A 24,448-nucleotide genomic window follows, 5' to 3' on the forward strand; every position below is an offset into this window, starting at 1 on the left:
GTTACACCCTCCGGTTCATACGGTTGTCGATCAGGTCATCCACGACCGATGGATCGGCCAGGGTCGAGGTATCGCCCAGGCTTCCAAAATCGTCCTCAGCAATCTTGCGCAGGATGCGGCGCATGATCTTGCCTGAACGGGTTTTGGGAAGACCGGGGGCCCATTGGATCAGGTCCGGCTTGGCAATCGGGCCAATTTCGGTGCGAACCCAAACTTCAAGCTCTTTGCGCAGTTCGTCCGAAGGCGCCTCACTGCCCATCAACGTGACATAGGCGTAGATGCCCTGCCCCTTGACGTCATGCGGATACCCCACCACAGCGGCTTCAGCGACCTTGGCATGGGCGACCAGCGCGCTTTCAACCTCGGCCGTGCCCATCCGGTGACCAGAGACGTTGATCACATCATCGACGCGGCCCGTGATCCAGTAATCGCCATCCTCGTCCCGGCGACAGCCATCACCTGAGAAATAATACCCCTTGTAGTCGCTGAAATACGTCTTCTCGAACCGCTCATGATCGCCCCAAACGGTACGCATCTGACCGGGCCAGCTGTCGCGCATGCAAAGAACGCCCTCGATACCGTTGCCATCGATCTCAACACCGCTTTGCGGATCAAGAACCACCGGCTGCACACCAAAGAACGGCTGTTGCGCGGCACCGGGTTTCAGCGTTGTGGCCCCCGGCAGGGGCGTCAGCATGTGGCCACCGGTTTCGGTCTGCCAGAACGTATCGACAATCGGGCAGTTCCCTTTGCCGACAACATCATTGTACCAGGTCCAGGCCTCAGGATTGATCGGCTCACCGACCGACCCCAGAAGCCGCAGGTTCGACAGATCGTGCTTTTCGACCCAGTCATTGCCAGCCCCCATGAGCGCGCGAATAGCCGTTGGTGCCGTGTAGAATTGATTCACCTTGTGCTTGGCACAGACTTCCCAGAAGCGTCCCGCGTCGGGATAGGTGGGCACGCCTTCGAACATGATGGTCGTCGCGCCATTGGCCAGAGGGCCGTAAACAATGTAGCTGTGTCCAGTGACCCAGCCCACATCGGCAGTGCACCAGAAAACATCACCGTCGTGATAGTCAAACACGTATTCATGCGTCATCGCGGCATACACGAGATACCCACCGGATGTATGCACCACGCCTTTAGGCTGGCCCGTACTGCCGCTGGTGTAGAGAATGAAGAGCGGGTCCTCGGCGCTCATTTCCGCAGGCGCGCAATAATCTGACGCCTCCAGCATCATCTCGCCATAATCATAGTCACGGTCGGTCCAGGTCGTTTGACCTCCAGTGCGCTTTACAACGAGACATTTCACGCTGTCCTTACAGTGCAGAAGGGCTGCATCCGTGTTCGATTTGAGCGGTGTTTCACGACCCCCACGCGGAGCATAGTCAGCTGTGATAACCAGCTTCGCGTCACATCCGTTCACCCGCGCGCCCAATGCATCGGGCGAAAATCCGGCAAACACAATCGAGTGGATTGCACCAATGCGGGCGCAGGCCAGCATGGCGTAGGCGGCTTCCGGGATCATCGGCAGGTAAATGACAACCCGGTCGCCCTTGCGAATGCCGAGCTCTTCCAGAACGTTGGCCATTTTGCAGACCGAGCTGTGCAATTCCCGATACGTGATGTGCTTGGCGTCCTGCGTGCTGGGATCATCGGGTTCCCAGATGATCGCCGTCTGATCGCCACGTGTTTCCAGATGCCGGTCTATGCAATTGGCTGATACGTTCAGGGTCCCATCCTCGAACCACTGAATGTCGATATTGCCGGGCTCAAAAGACGTGTTCTTGACCTTGGAAAAGGGCTTGATCCAATCAACCCGCTTGCCGTGTTCTGCCCAGAACCCGTCCGGATCGGAAATCGAGGCCGCATACATGTCCGCATACCCGCGCGCATCAATATGTGCGCGTGAAACGGTGTCTTCGGACGGCGGGAAAGACGGCTGAGTCTGTGCGTTCATGATGTTCCTCCTCATCGCGCGCGTGCTCTGAAAGGCGCAAATGCGGTTCAGAGACATGGCTGGAGACATCATAGGGCGTTTAGTAAATTTAATTAATTAGTGCATGATATTATTGGTTTTTATTTGTAAAAAATATGAACTGTTCTTTTCGAAAAGCGTAATTTTATTTACAAATCGCGTTTTTCTTGAATGTTTTCCGCAAGGTGGAAAGCGGGCGCAACACCATTCAGCATACAATTGCATACCGATTTAAGCCATACGCAGAGATATTCAACCTGCGACAAATCGTCAAGCCACTCACAGACGCATCGACTCAGGTGCGTAACGCGCGACGCTCTCTCAGCGCGTCTTCATTCTGAAAATGCCTGAGCCGCGCAGCACGCGTTGCCAGACACGCATCGGGCATTTCACGCTTCCCTCCCTTGGTGAAGGCACTCATTCGTATTTGAGCGCGCCCAGCACCTCTCCCGCTGCTGCAGTCGGCGTTTTTCGACCTGACGAGACGTCTTCGGCCGCCCGAGCCATAGCCTCGCGTGCCTCAGCTGTCTCCAGCCGCGACAGAAGGCCCTGCCGCACTTCCTGCTCAAACCAATATTGCGCCTGTATCTGACGCCGCTGGTCGAAATGCCCGTTTTCCCGCCGCCAATTGATCAGCGCGTGCATCTCTTCCCATGCGGTTCTCAACCCCTCTTCATGCAGGGCCGAGACCATCAGCGCCTTGGGAAAACCATCGGGGTCATTCGGGCGCTTGCGCATCAGCCTGAGAGCACCTGCATAGTCGGAACAGGTCCGTGTCGCGGCAGGTTTCAGATCACCATCCGCCTTGTTTACGAGGATCAAATCAGCCATTTCCATGATCCCGCGCTTGACCCCCTGAAGCTCATCGCCACCCGCGGGGGCCAGCAAAAGCAGGAACAAATCGCACATTTCGGCCACCACGGTTTCCGATTGCCCAACGCCGACGGTCTCGATCAAGACAACGTCAAAACCAGACGCCTCACAGAGCGAAACCGCTTCGCGCGTACGCCGCGCCACGCCGCCCAAATGCGTCTGGCTCGGGCTGGGACGGATAAAGGCGTTTGGATCCCGGCTAAGCCGCTCCATCCGGGTTTTGTCCCCCAGGATCGAGCCGCCCGTGCGTGCCGAACTGGGATCAACCGCCAGAACCGCCACACGCAGGCCCTGCCCCGTCAGCATCATGCCAAAAGCTTCGATGAAGGTGGATTTTCCGACACCAGGCGTGCCCGAAAGCCCGATCCGTACCGCCTGTCGTCCCGAGCGCCCGAGTCGCTCCAGAAGCTCCCGTGCCGTTGCCCGATGATCTTCTCGCGCGCTTTCAATCAGAGTGATCGCCCGCGCCAGCGCACGTCGCTCTCCGGCGAGAAGCCGCTCGGCAAGCTTTTGCGTATCACTCATTTCGCTCTTGGTCCTTCAATCAATCAGTCGCGGCCTTGTAACAAAGGTCTTTTGCCTTTTGCCTTAGTCCAACAGAGATTGTCCAGTGGTCCTGCGAACGGGCCCTCGGCAGAGTCTTGCGCGCAGTTGAACGGATTTTTGCCAACAGTAACAGAGACATCAGACAGAAATGCCCTCGACTGTTAGTCTCACCGTCAGAACGAGTTCCGTTATCCCGGGGTCATCTGCGCGTCTCGCGCAAACCCGATCCTGCCACAGACCCCGGTCTGCGTCCGGATACGCCTCAACCGTGGGTTATGCGTCTTGTACCAGGTTCGGTCCATCCCCAGGTCCCGGCTTGGTATAAGTCTCAGTCAAAGCCCCAGAGGCGTGTCCGGGCGCCAAGAACTCTATAAATTGTCACTCTGGAAACCGAGAGCATCATCGCCGATAAGTCTGGCATGACAGATGCTCATCTGCCCATCCAAGATGCCATAGCGCCATTGCTGAAAGCCCTGCAAGATCAGGGGCGTGCCGTGCTTCAGGCGCCCCCCGGAGCGGGTAAGACGACTGTGGTTCCCCTGGAAATCCTCAAATCCGGGCTGAGCCGGGGGCGCATTGTCATGCTTGAGCCGCGCAGGCTTGCCGCGCGGGCCGCCGCCGAGCGGATGGCCCAAACTCTGGGCGAGCCGGTTGGCAAAACGGTAGGCTACCGGGTGCGTGGTGACGCCAAGGTCTCGGACACCACGCAGATCGAAGTTGTGACCGAAGGCATCCTGACCCGCCGCATTCAATCCGACCCGGAACTCAAGGGCATTGGCACCGTCATCTTTGACGAGTTTCACGAGCGCTCTCTCAATGCCGACCTTGGTCTCGCGCTGTGCCTCGAAGTGGCGGGGGCGTTGCGGGATGATCTGATGCTGCTGGCGATGTCCGCCACGCTGGACGCAGAACCCGTGGCCAATCTCATGCATGCGCCCGTGATCACCTCTGAGGGGCGCAGTTTCCCGGTGGAAACCCGTCACCTCCCCCGCCCGCTGCACAAAGACACCCGATGGGACGCCGCCCTTGCTGATCTGGTGCAGCAGGCCGTGCAAGACACCCAAGGCGGCATTCTGGTGTTTTGCCCCGGAGAAGGGGAAATTCGCCGTCTGGAGTCGGCGTTGAGGGATCGGTTGCCTCAGGATTGCCACCTGCAGCCCCTCTTCGGCGCCATGCCCTTTACCGCGCAACAGGCCGCGATTGCGCCAGTGAAAGGCGGCCGCAAAGTCGTTCTGGCCACAGCCATCGCTGAAACCTCGCTCACCATTGAAGACATCCGCGTTGTTGTGGATGGCGGTAAAGCGCGGCGCGCACGGTTTGACCCCGGCTCAGGCATGTCGCGGCTGGTGACAGAGCCTGTGACCCGCGCCGAGGCCGCCCAACGTCAGGGGCGCGCGGGGCGCGTGGCCGAAGGTGTCTGTTACAAGCTCTGGACAAAGGCCGAGGAAGGCGCGTTGCCGGCCTATCCCCCGGCAGAGATCGAGGCCGCGGACCTCACGGGTCTGGCCCTGGAACTGGCCCTTTGGGGCACCACGCCCGAAGCTCTGCCGCTTTTGACGCAGCCCAATGCAGGCAGTTTTGCCGAGGCAAAGGGGCTCTTGCAGATGTTGCAGGCCCTGGACGACACGGGGCGCATCACTGCGCATGGCAAGCGACTGGCCCGTCTGCCGCTGCACCCGCGTCTCGCGCATATGCTGGAGCGCGCTGGCCCGGAGGCTGCCTTGCTGGCGGCTCTGCTCGCGGACCGTGATCCGCTTGCGCGCGGCGCGCCGTGTGACCTGTCGCTGCGCCTCGCCGCGCTGCGCGATGCCAAGAGCTATGCCGCAAGACACCCATGGCCCGCCAACGCCGGGTCCCTTGCCCGCATCCGGAAAGAAGCCAAAAGACTGTCGTCGCAGGTTCAAACCAGCCCATCCGGCTTGAGCGACGCGGACATGGCGGCCCTTGCCTATCCCGACCGCATTGGCCTGCGCCGCAAAGGAGATGCGCCGCGCTATGTTTTGTCAGGTGGCAAAGGGGCTGTGATGGCCGATGACGATGCGCTGGCAGGCACGCGGCTTATCGTGGTCACGGATCTTGATGGCAACCCGCGTGAGGCGCGCATTCGACAGGCGATTGCCCTGTCCGAGGCCGAGCTGCGCGGGCGCTTCGGTGATCAGATCGCATGGCAGAACACATGCCAATGGGACAAGCGCTCTCGTCAAGTCACCGCCCGCAGCCAAGAGCGATTTGGCGCACTCGTGCTCGAAGACCGTGTTTGGAAAGACGCGCCTGATGCAGAGATTGCCAAAGCCATGCTGGACGGGGTGCGTGACCTTGGGCTGACATGGACCGACGCCGCGCGCCGGTATGTGGCGCGCGTCGCGCTGTTGCGGGACGCTGGTGAGGACGTACCTGATATGTCCGACATGGCGCTTCTAGAAGAGCTTGAAGACTGGCTCTTGCCCTATCTCAACGGCGTCAAGACCGCCCAGGATTGGAGACGGTTTGACATGCTAGACGCCCTGCGCGCGCGGCTCAGCTGGGATCAGATGCAGCGTGTTGACGCCGCCGCCCCGGCGCATTTCACCACGCCTCTGGGCCGCAAAATCCCCATCGACTATTCCGGTGAGCATCCCGAGATTTCCCTGCGCCTGCAGGAAATGTTCGGCCAGACCACGCATCCCATGGTGGGCGCCACCCCCTGCGCGTCACGCTCCTGTCCCCCGCAGGCCGCCCGGTGCAAACCACGCTCGATATCCCCGGGTTTTGGGTGAATTCCTACCCGGACGTGCGCAAAGACATGCGCGGGCGGTATCCAAAGCACCCCTGGCCAGAGGACCCGCGAGAGGCGGACCCGACGTTGCGGGTGAAGCGGCGGGGGTAACCCTTCAACCAAAAGGGACATGAGCCGCGCGATGGCCAGACCGCGGGGTGGCGACCATCCATTGCTTCAAAGCACTTTATGTCAGCCAAGTTCGCATGGTCTCGGAGTGAAGCGTTGATGTCATCCAATCGCCAGCCCGGGGGCGGTCTGGCGATCGCGCGGAGGGCCTGCGGCCCTTGATTCCGCGCGAGAGGTGTACCCTAGGACTCGAAATGGTCATCCGGCGGAATCAGTTTGACCTAATTAATTCTAAACGGCGGTAACATAGACCAATAGTTTTCCATACTCTTCTAGAAGTCTGGTAACGGGCAGACATCGACAAGCTGTTCATGTTTTGCAGCGGCTTTTAGAAGTTGAACGCTTTCACCACTAAGCTCTTTGTCACAAACAACCGAAAGGTCTCTTTTCTGGCGAATGAATTCTCTTTGAATGAGTGGATGTTGATCGACTAAGTCATCGTTCACATTGGACACAGTTAAATCCATTAACTCATAGACTAAGCTATCCAAAGAATCCAAAGCATGCGAAGACACTAATTTTGTTGGTATGTCTAAATTTTTGACCAAGAAGTTATGCAGAGTTGCAACAGAATAAATAACATCTCCAAATCCCTGCCCGTAACTCATAAGCCCATAGCTGTCCAAGAATAGATCAATGGAGAAATTTCCTCTGAACACCTTGTCTGTTTCATCTTCTAACCAAGCCCAAACTTGGTCCAAATAACGCCCTAAACTTTCACGTTCGGTCGCGTACTTCGCCTCCGCTTTGAAGGTCGAAAGTTGCCTTTGACACACCGAGCATGCGTAGCAAACATGCTGCATTTTTGTTAGACCAGAGCTCTTCGATTCAATTTCGTTGAGATGTTCTAACATGACGCGTGCCAAACTCTTTCCTTTCTTATTCCTATGAAGACATGCATCAAAATCGTCACACCGCGTGATGGTTTAGCAGGTTTGGGAAAGTTTACTCCGGACTCAAACCTACCGCCCCAAAGCCACCTGCAACTACCCCCGCCCCCGCCGGTCCTTCAACGCCTCATGCGCCTCCACCGTCCCATCATGGAACGTCCCGAACCACTTGTCCCACGGCATCTCCAAATTCCCGTAATTCACCTCGAAATACCGATGGTGCATCTGGTGGTGGAATGTGCCCAGCGCCAGCGTCTTGCGGTCCCGCACCAGCATATTCTCAAACCCGGTATGCGACGTTGCCGCCGTCAGCGCCTGATGCTGCATGTGAAAAAGAATGTGCAAAGGATGCGTCGGGATCACAAAATGAATGAGGATCGAACTGAAAAACATCACATGCTCAATGGGATGCATCGACAGCCCCGACCATGGCCCGACATTGATGTTGCGGTGATGCAGGGAATGCGCGATCTGGTAGAGCGGACCCCAATGCAGGGCGCGGTGAATCCAGTAGAAGTGAAACGAAATCCACACCGGCGTCAGCAGGAAGAGCAGCACAAACCAGACCGGATTATCGGACCACAGCAGCACCGGCGCATACCCATTGGCCATGGCCCAGAACATCAGCACCTCATAAGTCGTCCAGAACCCCACCCCGCTGGTCAGGCTCCAGAACATGTTGTCGCGCACCTGCCCACCAAGGGTGAACTGCTTGCCTTTGCGCATCAACTCTCGCGGATCGAACTTGAGCCGATCCCCCTGCCGCCGTGCGCCGTGGAAAAACCAGTGCAGCCCGCCCGCGACCAGGATCATCAGCCCCATATTGCGCAGCCAAATGCCCGCCACCCAATCAAGGCTCAGCGTTCTGGCTGTCTCCAGTGACGGCTGAAACAGCCACCAGCAGATCAGAGCGAATACAACAAGGATCGAGTTTTCGGCGATCTGAAACCAGCGCACGGCAATCCAGCCAACCATGCGCCGCGGATCAGGGGGCCAGCTAAAGAACGGAGACACGGCAATGGGCACATCCGGCACGTGGTGCCAGCCGGGTAGCTTGTGATCGTCTTGTTGCGACATGTTCAGTCCCACCAAGGCCCGTGATGCATGCCCTCATCCCCCAATCGTTCAAACCCGTGATAGCCAAAGAAATCGCGCTGCGCCTGAATGATATTCGCCGTGCCAAACCCTTGCCGCATCGTATCGTACCATTGCAAGGCCGCCGACAGCGCCGGAATGGCATGCCCGCCCGCCACCGCGTCCCCGACCACCTTGCGCAACGCCGGGAGGCACTCGGTCAGGCGGCTGGCAAAACGTGGCGCGAGGATAAGCTGCCCATGCGGAAGCTCACCGCGAAACGCCTCTGAGATATCATCGAGAAGCGCAGACCGGATGATGCAGCCTGCGCGCCAGACCTCGGCAATTCGGGCAAAATCAAGCGTCCACTCGTATTCCCTTGACGCCGCCGCCAGCACGCGAAACCCCTGCGCATAGCACAGGATCCGCGCCGCCATGAACGCCTCTGACAACGTGCCTGCATCCACCTCCAATGCTCCCCGCGCGCCGCCCAGTATAGTCTGTGCGCTTTGGCGGGTGTCTTTCTCTGAGGACCAGCTGCGCGCGCCCACGGCGGCCTCAATCATATTGGCAGCTTGCCCCATGCGCACCGCCTCGACCACAGTCCAGCGCCCGGTGCCCTTTTGCCCGGCGGCATCCTTGATCACATCGACCACCGGATGGCCGGTCTTGGGGTCGTGATATTGCAAAAGCTGCCCGGTGATCTCAACAAGATAGGATTTCAGCGGACCTTCGTTCCAGGCCTCAAAAAGCTTGCCAATCTCGGCAGGCGGCCACACCGCGCCATAGTGCAAGAGCGCATAAATCTCGGCGATCACCTGCATATCGGCATACTCGATCCCGTTATGCACCGTCTTGACGAAATGTCCTGCTCCGTCCGGCCCAAGGTGATCCACACATGGCTCACCTTCATACCGCGCCGCAATCGCACGCAAGACATCCCGCAGCTGCGCCCAGCTGTGATCACTGCCACCCACCATCATGGAGGGCCCATGCCGCGCGCCCTTTTCACCACCCGAGACGCCCATGCCTACGAAATGCAGGTCCTTCTCGGCCAACGCCGCAGACCGGCGACGGGTGTCATGGAAATCTGCATTGCCCCCGTCAATGATCGTATCGCCCTCCTCAAGCAAAGGCGCAACCGCCTCGATCATCATGTCCATCGGTTTGCCCGACGGGATCATGAACAGGATCACCCGCGGCGTCTTTAACCCCGCCACAAACGCCTCAAGCGTATCATGTGCCATTAGGGCGTTCGCCAGGTCCCCGGCCTCTTTCATGAATTCCGCGATCCACTCAACCTCGCGATTGGTCACGGCCACGCGAAAGCCTTTCTCGGCCATGTTGAGCGCCAGCGCACTGCCCATCGTCCCCAGACCGTACACCCCGATCTGTGCCTTGTCGTCTGCCATGGGGTCTCCCTTTACGGCGCGTCTTTTGCCGCTAGGGTAGACCGACATGCCCCCGAAGCCAAGGAGCCAGCCAATGTCCCAGACCCCCTTTCGCATCGACCCCTCGCCGGGTTCTTCCATGGGCCCCTCAACCCTGACCGAGGCAGAGGCCTTTACGACCGACGACACGACCGAACTCAACCACACCCATTTCGCCACCGCCGACGAAAGCGTTCTGACCGGCACCTGGGAATGCGCGCCCTGCCGCGAGGAAATCGACGCCTATCCTGTGCATGAAATGATGACCGTGGTCGAAGGTCACCTGCGGCTCACACATCCTGATGGCAAGATCGAAGAATTCGGTCCAGGCGACACGTTTTTCATCGCCAAGGGCGCTCCGGTGATCTGGGAAATCACCAAACGGCTTCGCAAAATCTACATGATTGTAGAGTAGCCTGACACCGCTTCTTTCTTGTCTCCAATACCCCCGCCGGAGGCTATCCGAGGCGGCGGCCAACGGCCAGAGCCGAGACAAACCTGCGCGCGCACTGCGCGCTCAATCCAGCCGGCTCAAACCCCCAAACACCAGCGCATGATCGCCTTTTGCGCATGCAACCGGTTCTCGGCCTCATCGAAGATCACTGAATTTGGCCCATCCATCACCGCCGATGTGGCCTCTTCCTCGCGATGCGCAGGCAAGCAATGCATGAAAAGCGCGTCAGGCTTGGCATGGGACATCAGCTCTTCGTTGATCTGGTAGGGGCGCAGCATGTTGTGACGGCGCTCCTTGCTGGACTGGCTGTCATGCATGCTGACCCAGGTGTCCGTCACCACAAGGTCGGCGCCTGTCAACGCCTTCACCGCGTCGCGCTCAATCACGACCTTGCTGCCAGCCTTACGCGCCAGCCCGACGAACTCGTCCTCAGGGTCCAGTTGCGCCGGACCGGTAAAAGTCAGGTCAAACTGAAACTGTGCTGCGGCATGAAGGAAGGACGAACACACATTGTTGCCGTCCCCCGACCACACGACTTTCTTACCCTTGATCGGCCCGCGATGCTCTTCAAACGTCATGACATCGGCCATGATCTGGCAGGGATGTGTGCGGTCGGTGAGTCCATTGATCACCGGCACATCGGCATATTCGGCCATCTCCATCAGCACGCTTTCATCAAAGGTCCGGATCATGATGAGATCGACATAGCGGCTCATCACGCGGGCTGTGTCGGCAATCGTCTCGCCATGGCCCAACTGCATATCCGTCCCGGACAGAACCATGGTCGTTCCGCCCATCTGGCGCACGCCTACATCAAAGCTGATGCGCGTCCGGGTCGACGGCTTTTCAAAGATCAGCGCCACAACCCGGTCTTTCAAAGGCAAGTCATCGTCCAACGCGCCACGCGTACGACCGGCGCGGGCGTCTTTCATCTGCTGAGCCGAATTGATGATCTGATGCAACTCGACCGCATCGGTTTTGTGAATATCAAGAAAATGGTTCATGCCGGTTGCTCGTCATTTGCGTTAGCCAATTTTTGAGCCACGGCCTCCAGCCGTGCCACCGCCTCGGAGATTTCGTCGTCGGTAATGGTCAATGGCGGCAAAAGCCGGGCCGTGTTTTCCGCCGCAGGCACAATCGCCATTTCCGCATCATACGCAGCCGAAACAACGTCTCCGACAGGTGGCACGCATTTCAGGCCCAGCATCAAGCCCGAGCCGCGCACCTCTTCAAAGACAGACGGATAACCCGCCACAAGCGCCTCCAGTTTCTGGCGCAAAAACCCCGCCTTGCGGTTCACATCGTCGAGAAAACCCGGTGCTGTAACGTGATCCATCACGGCATTGCCAACGGCACAGCCCAGCGGATTGCCCCCATAGGTCGACCCATGTGTGCCCGCCGTCATGCCCGAGGCCGCCTCTGCCTTGGCCAGAACTGCCCCGAGTGGGAAGCCCCCACCAATGCCCTTGGCGACCATCATGATATCGGGCTCAATCCCCGCCCATTCATGCGCAAAAAGCTTGCCGGTGCGTCCGACACCGCATTGCACCTCATCCAGGATCAGAAGCAGACCATGCTCATCACACAGATCACGCAAGCCCTTCAAACAGACATCCGGCAAAGGCCGAATACCGCCTTCGCCCTGAATGGGCTCAACCAAAATCGCCGCCGTCTTGTCGTCAATCGCGGCGCTCAGCGCGTCGTGGTCCCCAAAGGGCAGATGCTTGAACCCCGGCAGCAGCGGCCCAAAGCCGTGCGTCATCTTCTCTGATCCCGCAGCTGCGATGCCCGCAGAGGACCGACCGTGGAAAGACCCCTCAAACGTCAGAATTTCAACCCTCTCCGGCTGATCTTTTTCAAAGAAATACTTGCGCGCCATTTTAACAGCCAGCTCGCAGGATTCCGTGCCCGAATTGGTGAAAAACACCGTATCTGCAAAGGTCGCGGCCACCAGCTTGTCCGCCAGCGTTTGTTGTTGCGGGATATGATAAAGGTTTGACGTGTGCCACAGCGCACCTGCCTGCTCGGTCAAAGCGGCGACAAGCGCTGGATGCGCATGCCCGAGCGCATTCACCGCAATCCCGGCGCCCAAATCCAAAAATCGGCGGCCATCTGCCTCAATCAGCCAGCTGCCTTCGCCTTTGACAAACTGCAAAGGCGCACGGTTATAGGTTGGCAAGACAGACGAGATCATAGCGTCATTCCTTATTTTCGAAGGTTTCTTGAGTGCCGCATGGGCGGCGACAAGTCAATCTGGGATGGGAGTGTGGCAGCGCACTGCCGGGATCAAACAAATGGCGAAACGTCAGACGGGAAAACGTCGGCGTCGGCTTGCAGCGTATATGGCTCGTTTGATCATGACGCGGTCATGGCATAACTCACGCCACGAAGCAAAGGCATTTTTGCGACCGCCTTACAACGGCACGACCTCCGCTACGTCCTGCTGGGACAAACAGGCCAACATTTCGCGCACGCTAAGGTCCAAAATCGGATGCCGCCAGTCCGGCGCGATGTCAGCCAATGGCACAAGAACAAATGCCCGGTCTTGAAGTCTGGGATGCGGCAGGATGAGCGTGTCTGGCGCGTTTTGCATCTGCTCTTCCATGGGCAACGCGCGCCACTTAGCATGGGTTTTTTCATCCGGCCAAACCTCTGCGTCCACCGCCAAGAGATCGAGGTCCAGCGTTCTTTGCCCCCATCTCTGGGTCCGCGCGCGGCCAAACTCGGCTTCAACCTCGTGCAGCACCTGCATCAGCATTTCGGGCGTGTGATCGGACATGAGTAATGCGGCCGCGTTGACATAGTCCGGTCCGGCCCCTTTGGGAAAGCACGGAGTTGCATAAAACCGGCTCACGTCTTTGACCTCAATCTCACGTCGCGCGAGTGACTTCAGGCCCTCTTTCAATGTGTGTGCCGGCCCACCTTCAGCGGTCGGAATATTGCCGCCCAAAGCAATCAGACAGGTTTGATTTGACATGACACAGACCTATCCCTTTGGATGGTTACAAGACTCTTGCGCGACCGAAACTAAACTTTTAGGTTCGCATTTTGAACCCGCCCGTTTCCTTACCACTCACACTCGGAACAACGCGGGCGGTAAAAATGATAATTTGGAAGGACTTTTAATGTTTTACAAGGACGAACGGCTTGCGCTGTTCATCGACGGGTCGAATCTGTACGCAGCGGCTAAGTCGCTCGGGTTCGACATCGATTACAAGCTTCTCAGGACGGAATTTATGCGTCGTGGTAAGCTGCTGCGCGCGTTTTATTACACGGCACTTCTTGAGAATGATGAGTATTCGCCAATCCGGCCTCTGGTCGACTGGCTGAACTACAACGGCTTCACCATGGTTACCAAACCGGCCAAGGAATACACCGACAGCCAGGGACGCCGCAAAGTCAAAGGCAATATGGATATTGAACTTGCCGTTGATGCCATGGAATTGGCGCCACGGGTTGAGCATATTGTGCTCTTCTCCGGTGACGGTGACTTCCGCCCTCTGGTGGAAAGCCTTCAGCGTCAGGGCGTGCGCGTCTCAGTGGTCTCGACCATTCGCAGTCAGCCGCCAATGATTTCCGACGAGCTGCGCCGTCAGGCCGACAACTTTATCGAATTGGAAGATCTGCGCGACGTGATTGGCCGCCCCCCGCGCGAAGACGCACCCGTCCGTGAGCAAATGGCCGTTCCCGCAAAATAAGCCCGATCCGGGCGCGTGAGCCCAAACAGAACCACGACACCGCACCACATCGTGACCCAACCGGTCAGAGCATAGAAAAAGCCCCCGCCACACGGCAGGGGCTTTTTTTCATCAATCGAAAGCGGTTTAGGACGCTTCAGAAATAAACTTTACCGCGTCACCAAAGGTCTGAATGGTTTCGGCTGCGTCATCAGGAATTTCGATGCCGAATTCTTCTTCGAAGGCCATAACCAATTCGACCGTGTCGAGGCTGTCCGCGCCCAGATCGTCAATAAAGGAAGCGTTTTCAGCCACCTTGTCTTCTTCCACACCAAGGTGTTCCACAACGATCTTTTTTACGCGGTCTGCGATATCGCTCATTTTGTCATCCTCATATTCTGTCGGGCGCGTGGCCCACAAGTCCTGCGCTCAGCCCAGTGAAGCGCCATATAGGGTGCCCGGCGGGCGTCTGCAATGTGCCCAGTTTCCCAGGCATATCGAGGACAGTCAGATGCTGCCCCCGCGTCATCTGCGCCGCCTATAGCACATGGCGCTGGATTGGCAAATGGTTTCCCTCGCGTGCTTTGGAAGCAGCACAAAGGCGCAAATCAAAGCATCGCCATGCCGCCATTGACGTGCAAGGTGGTCCCCGTCACATAGCCTGCTTCCTGGCTTGCAAGGTACAGAACAGCCGCGGCAATTTCCTCTGGCGTGCCCATACGCGCCGCTGGAATCTGACCGTTGATCTTGTCTTTCTGCTCGTCCGTCAGCTTATCCGTCATGGCCGTGGCAATAAAGCCCGGCGCCACCGCATTGGCGGTGATCCCGCGGCTGGCCACCTCATAAGCAATGGATTTGGTCAAACCAACCATCCCGGCCTTGGACGCGGCATAATTGACCTGCCCAGGGTTGCCTGTGGCGCCAACGATGGAACTGATGTTGATGATCCGCCCCCATCGCGCCTTCATCATCGGTCGCATGACCCCGCGACAGAGACGCATGGTGGCGGTCAGATTGACATCTATGACGCTCTGCCATTCTTCGTCCGACATACGCATGAAAATCTGGTCGCGGGTGATGCCAGCGTTATTGACAAGGATATCCAGCGACCCCATCGCCTCCAGCGCGGCCTTGGGCAAGGCATCTACCGCCTCGGGATCACTGAGATTACACGGCAAAACATGCGCGCGGTCCCCTAGCTCTTTGGCCAAGGCCTCAAGTGGTTCGACCCGTGTGCCTGACAAAGTGACAGTGGCACCCGCACCATGCAAAGCAGAGGCAATCGCCCCTCCGATGCCCCCGGATGCCCCGGTCACCAGCGCGGTTTTTCCCGTCAGATCAAACATGTTTTTTCCTTCCTTGATCACATGGCAAATTTCTTCACAAAGAAATTTGCCATGAAAATTAGAATTTTCTTGGTCTTAGGCTCAGGCGTCGGCCACTGCTGCCGCGACATCCTCTGGCGTGCCAACAGCGCGCACCGCGATCTCGCGATTGATGCGCCGCACCATCCCGCTCAATGCTTTGCCCGCACCAATCTCCCAGATCTCGGTCACGCCTGCGCCGCCCATATGCTCCACCGTTTCCCGCCAGCGCACCGAGCCGGTGACCTGCTCAACAAGCAAGCTGCGTATCTCTTCGGGATCCTCAACCTGAGCGGCGCGCACATTGGCAACCACCGGCACTTTGGGCTTGGCGATCTGCACCTCTGCCAAAGCTTCGGCCATCGCATCTGCGGCCGGTTGCATCAGGGCGCAGTGGAAGGGGGCGCTCACCGGCAAGAGCATGGCGCGCTTGGCGCCCTTCTCCTTCGCGATGTCCACAGCGCGCTCCACCGCCGCTGCGTTACCTGACACCACCACCTGAGCCGGATCGTTGTCATTGGCGGCCTGACAAACCTCGCCTTGGGCCGCCGCCTCCGCGACATCACGCACAACGGCCAAGTCCAGCCCAAGGATTGCCGCCATGGCACCCTGACCGACCGGCACCGCGGCCTGCATCGCCAGACCCCGCGTGCGCAAGAGCCGCGCGCAATCGCCGATCTGGAGCGCTCCGGCGGCTGCGAGTGCGGAGTATTCTCCCAAAGAATGCCCCGCGACCATAGCCGCCTGATCAACGCCCACGCCCTCAGCTTCCAGCGCCCGCATCGCGGCCATGGAGGTGGCCATCAAAGCGGGTTGCGCATTTTGCGTCAGCGTCAGTGTTTCCTGATCCCCGTCCCAGATCAGCCCACTCAGGCTTTCGCCGAGCGCCTCATCTACCTCTTCAAAAACCGCCTTTGCTGCCGGATACGCCTCAGCCAGCGCCTGGCCCATGCCGATGCTCTGCGCACCTTGTCCGGGAAAAACAAATGCTTTGCTCATGATAAGCCCTTTCCTCCGCCTGTTCTTTTTCCGATACCGCGCCACAACGCTGCACGCAATGTCCCTCCGCGTCGCATCCTTCCGCGCATCTTTGCACGAAACATGTGCGTGAGTGGGAATTGTTCTGGTCTCTGAGGCGTATAGGTACATGTACACGACCAAGATCGACGGGACGCCCATCATGCCGATGACAAATTCGAACACTACCTATGGCGCTATCACCAAGAGCTTTCACTGGCTCACGGCGCTGTTGATCCTGAGCGTGATACCCTTGGGCATCTTCGCCAATGATCTGGCCTATGCGATCAAGGATCCGGATGTGGCGACCACAGATGCGGATATCTCGCGCGCGGCGTTTCTATTTTCGCTGCACAAAACGATTGGTGTGACGATCTTTTTCGTGGCGCTCTTGCGCATCCTCTGGGCGGTGTCCCAGAAGAAACCGGGGCTGTTGAACGGGGACAATACGCTGGAGGCCACGGCTGCGGAAACCGTGCATTGGTTGCTCTATGGCTCATTGGTTCTTGTCCCGCTCACCGGGTGGATCCATCATGCCGCGACCACGGGATTTGCGCCCATCTGGTGGCCTTTTGGTCAATCCCTGCCCTTTGTGCCCAAGGACGAAGCGCTGGCGCATCAGATGGCCGGTTTGCACTACATCCTGCAATGGGTGCTGGTCGGGTCCGTGGCCTTGCATATCGCTGGCGCGCTGAAGCACCATGTGATCGACGGGGATGCCACGCTGCGGCGCATGTTGCCAGGGCGGATGTCTGCTGAGCCGACAACGGAGCAACCTGGACATGCTCTGCCATTCATGGCTGCGCTGATTGTATGGGGTGTTGCTCTCGGCACCGGATCTGCCCTCGGCTGGCTCAAGCCGCATGAGGCTCATGTTGAAACAGCTGCACCCGCTGTGGAGAAGACACAAACCGCCGAGACCGCCGAACCCGTTGTCGCCGCCGGCGACAACCAATGGATCGTTGAGACCGGCACGCTCAGTATCGCGGTCACGCAACTCGGGTCTGAGATCAAAGGCAGCTTTGCGACTTGGAACGCAGACATCACCTATTCTGAAACAGCGGATAACGATGGGGTTTATGGTACAGTTCAAGTCAGCGTCGACATAGCCTCGCTCACGCTCGGCTCGGTAACATCCAACGCGACCGGCGCAGACTTCCTGGACGCCGCGAACCACCCCACCGCGCTTTTTGAGGCGCAGATAATTGAGGGCGAAACCGGTCTCGTGGCGCAAGGCACACTGACCATAAAGGGCGCAGAGGTGCCCGTGGCGATACCCTTTGAGCTTGCCATCACCGACGGACTCGCCGACGCCCAAGGACAGTTGACCGTAGACCGGCGCGATTTTGGGGTTGGCGGTTCGGATGAGGGAAATGTGGGAGCCAGCGTGGTGATTTCCTTTGAGCTGACGGCGCGCAAAGGGTAACGCATACGGGCCTCAAATGTTTCGCGCGCGAAACAAGTTAACAGATTGTTAAAATTTGGCTTTTCGAACCTTTCCACCCGAGTGCGGGTCCGGTCTGCCGGGGTTCACCCCGGCCTTTGAGGTCACGTCAGGCGGGATGAAATCCCGCCCTACCGCGCTGGGCAACGTCCTATCCCACCACAAGCCTGAGCCGCGCCTCGGCCACGCGCACACTCACCTGCGCGCCCCAGTCAAAGCTCAGAAAGTCCTGCTCGATCCCGTCGGCAAAGATCACCCCGCCTTCATTGATGCGCGACAGCACATCGAGCGGCGCTTTTTCTTCAATCACCCCGGAGCGCAATTCGGCACCGGATTGACGGCTCGGCCAAGGCTCGCGCGCAAAGAACACCGCCTTGGCGTCCTCAGCGCCAAAGCTGTAGTCGGCCTGGGTGGCGGTCATGATCGACTTTGCCCAGCCTGTCAGGCCCGTGCCAGTGGACACGATCATCCCGCTTGAGGATTGAAACTCACGCGCATCCCCAAACTGCAGCTCATATCGCGCGCTTTGGTGTGACCGGTGCCCGATGAAAAGCTCATTGAGCGCCAAGAGCCTGTCACCCCCGGCAAGCTGCGCCTCGACCATGGCGCGGGCCTGAGCCTCGACATCGCCGGTACCGGCGCGCTGCATCAAATCAGGCAGCGCTTTGAGCCCATGTGGTGTCAAAACCCCCTCGCCCATATCGCTGGAGGGGGTGACGCCGATGACCGGCTGACCCTCGAGATACTTGGCCAGATTGGCCACCAGACCGTCCTGCCCAAGGGCGACGACAACGTCATTGGGAAAGAACAAAAACCGGTTGAGATCGCCGCGCTCGACCTCGGCAAAGGACCACTCGGGCGGCACCATCGCCTTGGCCGCGGTCACGGCGTCACGTTGGATGCGGTCACGGGTTTCGACCTCCTCAAAAACCTGACCGCGCGAGGACAGGTAGAACTCCACCTGCCCCCGCGTCCCGTGCCGGGCCAGCAGCGCTGAAAGCTCGGTTTCGCGCGTCACAAGCACAACACGGGGGCGGAGACTGGACATCACTCATCCTCCTATTCTCGGGCCGCTGCAGGCATTGCCCCCTGCAGCTGTTTGACCAGACCGGCCACCATATCAGGGCTGATGGTCACGCTGTCGATTTTCTCCAGCTTGGTGGCGAATTCGCGCGCCGCCAGGGCATAAAGCGCCTCAGGTGCCAGTTGCGAAAGCGCGGCCATACGGGCCTTTTCCATATCGGCCTGCGCCTGTTCCACCGCGCGCACGCGGGTGGCTTCGGCTTCGGCCCCGATGACCTTGGCCTCGGCTGCCCCCTCTGCTGCGATCTTGCTGGCCGCCGCCTTGGCTTCGGCTTCGGCACGGCCATTGGCGTCTTCGCGGGCAATCAGCTCGGCCTGACGCGCAGCCAGTTCGACCTGATTGTTCAGCTCGTTCTCGGCAATGGCGCGTTCTTTTTCCACCGCCAAAGCGCGGCGGGCAAAGGTGGCCTCGTCCGATTGCTGTTGCAACGCCTCAAAGGTCGGGGCCTGCAAGGCACGGGCCAGCTCTGAGCTTGGGCTGAGATTGGCCACGCGCACCGCGATGACCTCAAGGCCCATGGCCTCGGGGGTGGGGTCCTTGGCAAAACCCGCGTTCAGCGCTGTTTGCAAAGGGGCTAGCCCCGCCTCAAGCACCGCGCGCACGCCCAGCGCCTTGATGTAGTCATCCACATATTGCCGCGACAACGCGCTCAGCACAGAGCGGATGTGGTCCTCTGGCTTGCTCTTCGGCTTTCCGGTCTTCAGATCAAGGGTGAAATCCACCCGGTCCGAGAGCCGCGCCGCATCCGCCACCCTCCACAGAACGGTGCCTTGCACAGCCAGATCCTGATAGTCGGAGGATTGCGATTTGACCAAAAAGGTCAGCTCGCGGTCCGCAAGCGGGACCTCAATGATCGACCCACGGGTCGGGTCAAACCAAAAGGACAGCCCGCGGCCCTCGCGACGGATCTTGCCTTCGCGGTAATGCCGGATGTGGCTCGAGGCCTCAGCCCGCAGGTGGCTTGCAAATGGGTATCTTGTGATTTGTGCCATGATCATTCCTCCTGATCTTGTGACAACTCGTACAATTCGGCCGGGCGATAGGCCCCGCCACTTTCCCGCACGCCGGTGGCGCGCAGGGTGTGCCTGTCCAAAAGCTTCCGGCGAAAGGCCGGTTTGGTCAGGCTTTGGTCCAGAATGGCTTCATGGACCGCCTGCACATCCCGCAAGGTGAAGCGGGGTGGTAGGAACTCGAACCCGATGGGCGTGTAGTCCAGCTTGCCGCGCAGGCGCTTGACCATGTCACCAAGGATGTCGGCGTGATCAAAGGCCATATGCAGGGGCGCGCCGGTGTCGTCCGACACATTCGCCGTGCCGCCAGTTTCTCCGGGCCAATCCACTGACACACGGACAAGCCGCAGGTCTGGATTGGCCGCAACGCCTTTGATCAAAACCTCAGCCGGCATGATTGCCAGATACACCACGCTGATGACGTGGCCGCGCGGGTCCCGGCCCGGCGCGCCATAGGTGGCGAGCTGTTCGAAATGCACGTCCCGAAGGCCGGTCTTGTCGCGCAAGACCCGTGTCACGGTCTCTTCCAAAGACCCGTCGCGATGCACGAAACCACCGGGCAAAGCCCAGTCACCGCCCATCACGCCCCCGTCCTCGCGGCGCATGATCACACAGCGCAGCGCGCCATCATGGACGCACAGGATCGCCAGGTCCACCGCTATGGCCGGGCTGGGATAGTCGAAAATCGAGGTCATCTTTGGGTTATCCTTAGTTATTTTCATTATAGTTATTACTATATTGATAATATGTCAAGCCCTGCCCAGAAATTCCTTTCCCTCTGGACCTCGCGCGCCCGACCGCTTACCTCTTGGAGCATGTAGGAGAGACCATGACGAAACCGCCTCTGACCCTCTATCTTGCAGCGCCGCGCGGCTTTTGCGCAGGCGTGGACCGCGCCATCAAGATCGTGGATATGGCTTTGGAAAAATGGGGGGCGCCGGTCTATGTGCGCCATGAGATTGTGCACAACAAATACGTGGTCGATGACCTGCGCGCGAAGGGCGCGGTGTTTGTCGAGGAACTCGAGGAATGTCCCGATGACCGCCCGGTGATCTTTTCGGCCCATGGCGTACCCAAATCCGTGCCCGCCGAGGCCACCAAGCGCGAGATGCTCTATGTCGATGCCACCTGCCCTCTGGTGAGCAAGGTGCATATCGAGGCCGAGCGGCATGCCTCAAACGGGCTACAGATCATCATGATCGGTCATGATGGGCACCCGGAAACGGTGGGCACGATGGGGCAGTTGCCCGAGGGCGAGGTGCTCTTGGTGGAAACGGTTGAGGATGTGGCCGAGGTTGAGGTGCGCGATCCGCAAAAGCTCGCCTTTGTCACGCAGACCACGCTTTCGGTGGATGACACCGCTGATATCGTGGCGGCACTTCAGACGCGGTTCCCCGCCATCGTCGGGCCGCATAAAGAAGACATTTGTTACGCCACCACCAACCGGCAGGAAGCGGTAAAAGCTATGGCACAAAAGGCCGAAGCGATGCTGGTGGTCGGCGCGCCCAATTCGTCGAATTCCAAACGGCTGGTGGAAGTGGGCGCGCGCGCGGGCTGTTCCTATGCGCAGCTTGTGCAGCGGGCGACCGACATCGACTGGCGCGCCTTGGGCGACATCAAGACCATGGGCATCACCGCCGGAGCCTCTGCGCCCGAAGTGCTGATCAACGAGGTGATTGATGCGTTTCGGGATCGGTTTGACGTGACCGTTGAGGTTGTCGAGACCGCGCAGGAGAACGTTGAGTTCAAGGTGCCAAGGGTGCTGAGAGTACCGGCGTAGGGCGGGGTTTCACCCCGCCTTGTTCCTCTTTTTTTGGTGCCGGGGTGAACTCCGGCCTACTTCTTCTGCCGCGCGATTCTCTAAAAAACAAATATTAACAATATGTTAAAGTGTTTCGCGCGCGAAACATTTGAACATCAAACTGCGCTTTGTCGTAGGGTAGGATTTGCTTAAATTCTGCTAACTGCGGCTTACAAGGTCAGGAAAACCCGCCTTCCCAAATGTGCGCCCTCGTGTAGGTTGAGACGCATAACAAGACCATGGGACAGCCTTTGTTTAAACAGTTTCTCGCCTGGATCACGGGCAATGCCATCACGACGTTCGCACGGTTCATCACCGCTGTGCGTGCCATTTGGGACGGTGTGGAGCCGGTTCCGGCGCAGCGTGTGTACTTTGCCAACCATACATCCAACGGCGATTTCATCCTGATCTGGACGGTGCTGCCGCCCAATCTGCGCTCTCGCACGCGGCCTGTGGCGGGGGCGGATTACTGGCTCACGTCTCCCTTGCGCACGTTTATTGGCCGGGATGTGTTCAACGCTGTTCTGATCGACCGCAATTCGGAAACCCGTACCGACGATCCGATGCAGTTGATCCTTGACGGGATCGACACGGGTGCGTCGCTGATCATCTTCCCCGAAGGCACGCGGAACATGACCGATGCGCCTCTCTTGCCGTTCAAAAGCGGTATTTTCAACATCTCGGAGGCCCGGCCCGAGGTGGATCTTGTGCCGGTCTGGATCGACAATCTGAATGACGTGATGCCCAAGGGTAAGCTGGTGCCTATTCCGCTTCTCTGCACGGTGACCTTTGGTGCCCCGATCAGAGCGGAGGCAGGCGAGGCGCGCGAAGATTTCCTCAAACGCGCCGAAGCTGCCTTGCTGAACCTTGCCCCCAAAGACAAACAGCCAGTCGATGCGGAGGTTGCAGCATGAACGGTATGCACGCAGATTTCCTCACTCTGCTGGCTGGCATCATTGGGCTTTTGATCGTGGCCAGCGGTGTTGGCTATGCGCTCAAGCAACGCATCGCCCCCGATGGTAACAACGCGACCATTGAAAACCTCAATGCGCGTATCCTGGCCTGGTGGGGCATGACGGCCTTTCTGGCTGTGGCGTTCCTTGCCGGGCGTGGCGGGGTGATCCTGCTTTTCGCTTTCGTCTCCTTTGCTGCGCTGAGAGAATTTGTAACGCTCACGGACCGGCGGCGCGCTGATCACTGGGCGATTGCTGCGGCTTTCTTTGTGATCCTGCCTGCGCAATATGCCCTGATCTGGTGCGAGTGGTACGGCATGTGGTCGGCTTTGATCCCGGTCTATGCCTTCCTGATCCTGCCGATCATCGCGGTGCTGCAAAGCGACACCGAGGATTTCCTGATGCGTATCTCGCAAATGCAGTGGTCTTTGATGATCTGTGTGTTCTGCGCCAGCCACGTGCCAGCGCTGCTTTTCCTCGACATCCCTGGTTTCGAAGGCCGCAACGTGCTGCTCATTGCCTTTCTCATTGTGGTGGTGCAGCTCTCGGACGTGCTGCAATATACCTGGGGCAAGCTTTTGGGGCGTCATCCGGTGGCCCCCAAACTCTCACCCTCAAAAACATGGGAAGGGCTGATTGGCGGCGTTGCCTCCGCCACCTTGATTGGCACAGCGCTGTGGTGGATTACCCCCTTCACACCACTGCAGGCCGCGCTTATGTCGCTGATCATCACGCTCGCGGGCTTTTTTGGTGGGTTGGTGATGTCGGCCATCAAACGTGACCGGGGGGTCAAGGATTGGGGGCATATGATTGCAGGGCATGGCGGGTTCATTGACCGGCTCGACTCGGTGGTGTTCTCGGCCCCCATCTTCTTTCACCTCACGCGCTACTTCTGGTCGATGACATGAGCCTTCTGCGGTCCAACTTCGCGCATATGGCCGGGGGCTTTGCCCTTATGGGCGGATGGGCTGCGCTGGCGCATGCGAGTTATCCATTCGCCACGCAGGTCAAGGCGGGGCTGACACAAGGTACATTGACCGCAATCATCACACTGGGTTTGAAACAGGTGGTCGAAGCTCTTTCAACGCGGTTGCCCGGCCTTGCAGGATTGATCCTGCCTCCGCTGGTCGCCTGCGCGGTCTCCGTTTCTTTGCTCTACACCATTCATACCCTCGTCGGCACGCCCGAGGTTTGGACCACCCTTGCCTTGCCCTCCACTGTTGCCACGATATACGCGGCCCTCTACACCATCCGTCTGAGGCAAACGCCATGACCGAGAGCCGCCGACCACTGGCCAGCCGTGACACAGGCTGGGCCCAGCGCATCGCCCGCTGGCTTAGTGGCACGTCGCTCACACCCAATCGGATCAGTCAGGGCTCGATCCTCTTTGCGGCGATTGCCTTTCTCGCATTCTGGGCCTCCGCGTACACCGGCACCGTTTTGACAGGCGCGCTCTTTCTGCTGGCCGCGCTGGCTTGTCAGTTCCGCCTGCTTTGCAATCTCTTTGATGGCATGGTCGCGGTTGAGGGAGGCAAGTCAGAACTTGACGGCCCTTTCTGGAACGAGGCACCGGACCGGGCCGCCGACCTGTTGATCCTGACAGGCGCGGGGTTGGCCATCGGCAACCTCGCTCTTGGATTGGCCGCGTCAGCTATGGCCATCGCCACGGCCTATATCCGAGAGCTGGGCCGAGCCGAAGGACTTGGCTCTGACTTCTCGGGGCCTTTTGCCAAACCCCAACGGATGGCCGCCATCACCGTTGGAGCCGTACTGGCTGCGCTGGAGCTTTGGCTGAATGGCACGCGTTACACCTTGCTTGTAGTCCTCTGGATCACGGCCTTGGGCACAGGTTTCACTGTCTTGCGCCGCTCTGCCCGCATGATTGCCGCCTTGAAAGACCGATCCGGGCCTTGAACGTCTGCGAGCGGCCTTCTACACCCAAGGCCAACCCGTATGGTTTCAGAGG

22 protein-coding genes and 1 pseudogene are annotated in these 24,448 nt (G+C 59.1%); 9 read left to right on the forward strand and 14 right to left on the reverse strand.

The genetic code is table 11. The features are described 5' to 3' along the window. Position 1 precedes the first annotated feature (1 nt). Together acs and meaB are read right to left on the reverse strand one after the other, a co-directional pair. Positions 2–1,963 (reverse strand): acetate--CoA ligase, encoded by a 1,962-nt coding sequence (gene acs / locus RZS32_RS04120; protein WP_317055764.1) that lies wholly within the window; start codon positions 1,961–1,963, stop codon positions 2–4. A gap of 435 nt (positions 1,964–2,398) precedes the next feature. Next, entirely contained in the window at positions 2,399–3,379 is a 981-nt protein-coding gene (gene meaB, locus RZS32_RS04125) for a methylmalonyl Co-A mutase-associated GTPase MeaB (RefSeq protein WP_317055765.1), read from the reverse strand. A 440-nt stretch (positions 3,380–3,819) separates the two neighbouring features. Between meaB and hrpB the strand changes: the two are divergent. Then, positions 3,820–6,266, forward strand: a pseudogene (hrpB, locus tag RZS32_RS04130) (ATP-dependent helicase HrpB). Positions 6,267–6,556: 290 nt separating this feature from the next. Here the strand turns inward: hrpB and RZS32_RS04135 are convergent. The 3 genes from RZS32_RS04135 to gndA form a co-directional block, all read right to left on the reverse strand. Beyond that, positions 6,557–7,150 carry a DUF416 family protein gene (locus tag RZS32_RS04135; protein WP_317055767.1) on the reverse strand — a complete coding sequence of 198 codons (594 nt, stop codon included), beginning with the start codon at positions 7,148–7,150 and terminating at the stop codon, positions 6,557–6,559. A 120-nt stretch (positions 7,151–7,270) separates the two neighbouring features. Then, complete coding sequence (locus tag RZS32_RS04140; RefSeq protein WP_317055768.1) at positions 7,271–8,251, reverse strand: sterol desaturase family protein; 981 nt, start codon at positions 8,249–8,251, stop codon at positions 7,271–7,273. Between the two features lie 2 nt (positions 8,252–8,253). Then, entirely contained in the window at positions 8,254–9,660 is a 1,407-nt protein-coding gene (gndA, locus tag RZS32_RS04145; RefSeq protein ID WP_317055769.1) for an NADP-dependent phosphogluconate dehydrogenase, read from the reverse strand. Between the two features lie 73 nt (positions 9,661–9,733). Between gndA and RZS32_RS04150 the strand changes: the two genes are divergently transcribed. Then, positions 9,734–10,093, forward strand: coding sequence for a cupin domain-containing protein (locus RZS32_RS04150; protein ID WP_317055770.1), 360 nt, complete (start codon positions 9,734–9,736; stop codon positions 10,091–10,093). A gap of 116 nt (positions 10,094–10,209) precedes the next feature. On the opposite strand, the gene argF is transcribed toward RZS32_RS04150, so the two are convergent. From argF to folK, 3 genes are all read right to left on the reverse strand, one after another. Beyond that, the gene (gene argF, locus RZS32_RS04155) at positions 10,210–11,136 is read right to left on the reverse strand and encodes an ornithine carbamoyltransferase (protein WP_317055771.1); all 927 of its coding nucleotides are present in this window, start codon (positions 11,134–11,136) and stop codon (positions 10,210–10,212) included. After that, positions 11,133–12,326 carry an aspartate aminotransferase family protein gene (locus RZS32_RS04160; RefSeq protein WP_317055772.1) on the reverse strand — a complete coding sequence of 398 codons (1,194 nt, stop codon included), beginning with the start codon at positions 12,324–12,326 and terminating at the stop codon, positions 11,133–11,135. Before RZS32_RS04160 ends, argF begins: the two co-directional genes overlap by 4 nt. A gap of 219 nt (positions 12,327–12,545) precedes the next feature. Next, complete coding sequence (folK, locus tag RZS32_RS04165; protein ID WP_317055773.1) at positions 12,546–13,109, reverse strand: 2-amino-4-hydroxy-6-hydroxymethyldihydropteridine diphosphokinase; 564 nt, start codon at positions 13,107–13,109, stop codon at positions 12,546–12,548. A gap of 148 nt (positions 13,110–13,257) precedes the next feature. On the opposite strand from folK, the gene RZS32_RS04170 reads away from it, so the two are divergent. Continuing rightward, a complete protein-coding gene (locus RZS32_RS04170) occupies positions 13,258–13,830 on the forward strand; it encodes an NYN domain-containing protein (RefSeq protein ID WP_317057842.1) in 573 nt (190 codons plus the stop codon). 126 nt (positions 13,831–13,956) lie between these two features. On the opposite strand, the gene RZS32_RS04175 is transcribed toward RZS32_RS04170, so the two are convergent. The 3 genes from RZS32_RS04175 to fabD all read right to left on the reverse strand — a co-directional run bounded on the left by RZS32_RS04175 (position 13,957) and on the right by fabD (position 16,172). Beyond that, positions 13,957–14,190 (reverse strand): acyl carrier protein, encoded by a 234-nt coding sequence (locus tag RZS32_RS04175; RefSeq protein ID WP_298912012.1) that lies wholly within the window; start codon positions 14,188–14,190, stop codon positions 13,957–13,959. A gap of 227 nt (positions 14,191–14,417) precedes the next feature. After that, positions 14,418–15,155 carry a 3-oxoacyl-[acyl-carrier-protein] reductase gene (fabG, locus tag RZS32_RS04180; protein WP_317055774.1) on the reverse strand — a complete coding sequence of 246 codons (738 nt, stop codon included), beginning with the start codon at positions 15,153–15,155 and terminating at the stop codon, positions 14,418–14,420. A gap of 81 nt (positions 15,156–15,236) precedes the next feature. Beyond that, entirely contained in the window at positions 15,237–16,172 is a 936-nt protein-coding gene (gene fabD, locus RZS32_RS04185; protein WP_317055775.1) for an ACP S-malonyltransferase, read from the reverse strand. Positions 16,173–16,320: 148 nt separating this feature from the next. On the opposite strand from fabD, the gene RZS32_RS04190 reads away from it, so the two are divergent. Continuing rightward, positions 16,321–17,616, forward strand: a complete 1,296-nt coding sequence (locus RZS32_RS04190; RefSeq protein ID WP_339106818.1) for a cytochrome b/b6 domain-containing protein — start codon at positions 16,321–16,323, stop codon at positions 17,614–17,616. Between the two features lie 169 nt (positions 17,617–17,785). Here the strand turns inward: RZS32_RS04190 and RZS32_RS04195 are convergent, their stop codons facing one another. Genes RZS32_RS04195 through RZS32_RS04205 form a run of 3 tightly spaced genes read right to left on the reverse strand, consistent with a single transcriptional unit; the run spans position 17,786 to position 20,423 of the window. Next, positions 17,786–18,682 carry a hypothetical protein gene (locus RZS32_RS04195; RefSeq protein ID WP_317055777.1) on the reverse strand — a complete coding sequence of 299 codons (897 nt, stop codon included), beginning with the start codon at positions 18,680–18,682 and terminating at the stop codon, positions 17,786–17,788. Positions 18,683–18,693: 11 nt separating this feature from the next. Next, a complete protein-coding gene (locus tag RZS32_RS04200) occupies positions 18,694–19,710 on the reverse strand; it encodes an SPFH domain-containing protein (protein WP_317055778.1) in 1,017 nt (338 codons plus the stop codon). Between the two features lie 2 nt (positions 19,711–19,712). Beyond that, positions 19,713–20,423: an NUDIX hydrolase gene (locus RZS32_RS04205; RefSeq protein ID WP_317055779.1), complete on the reverse strand. Its 711-nt coding sequence runs from the start codon at positions 20,421–20,423 to the stop codon at positions 19,713–19,715. A gap of 134 nt (positions 20,424–20,557) precedes the next feature. On the opposite strand from RZS32_RS04205, the gene ispH reads away from it, so the two are divergent. From ispH to RZS32_RS04230, 5 genes are all read left to right on the forward strand, one after another. Next, a complete protein-coding gene (gene ispH, locus RZS32_RS04210; RefSeq protein WP_317055780.1) occupies positions 20,558–21,508 on the forward strand; it encodes a 4-hydroxy-3-methylbut-2-enyl diphosphate reductase in 951 nt (316 codons plus the stop codon). 272 nt (positions 21,509–21,780) lie between these two features. Continuing rightward, positions 21,781–22,443, forward strand: coding sequence for a lysophospholipid acyltransferase family protein (locus RZS32_RS04215; RefSeq protein ID WP_422395934.1), 663 nt, complete (start codon positions 21,781–21,783; stop codon positions 22,441–22,443). Further along, positions 22,440–23,390: a phosphatidate cytidylyltransferase gene (locus tag RZS32_RS04220; protein WP_317055782.1), complete on the forward strand. Its 951-nt coding sequence runs from the start codon at positions 22,440–22,442 to the stop codon at positions 23,388–23,390. Before RZS32_RS04215 ends, RZS32_RS04220 begins: the two co-directional genes overlap by 4 nt. Then, on the forward strand, positions 23,387–23,755 hold the full coding sequence (locus RZS32_RS04225; protein WP_317055783.1) for a hypothetical protein: 369 nt from the start codon (positions 23,387–23,389) through the stop codon (positions 23,753–23,755). The genes RZS32_RS04220 and RZS32_RS04225 overlap by 4 nt, the downstream gene beginning before the upstream one ends. After that, a complete protein-coding gene (locus tag RZS32_RS04230) occupies positions 23,752–24,396 on the forward strand; it encodes a CDP-alcohol phosphatidyltransferase family protein (protein WP_317055784.1) in 645 nt (214 codons plus the stop codon). Before RZS32_RS04225 ends, RZS32_RS04230 begins: the two co-directional genes overlap by 4 nt. The last annotated feature ends 52 nt before the right edge of the window (positions 24,397–24,448 follow it).

This window comes from Roseovarius sp. W115, from assembly GCF_032842945.2.
Taxonomy (GTDB): Bacteria; Pseudomonadota; Alphaproteobacteria; order Rhodobacterales; family Rhodobacteraceae; genus Roseovarius; species Roseovarius rhodophyticola.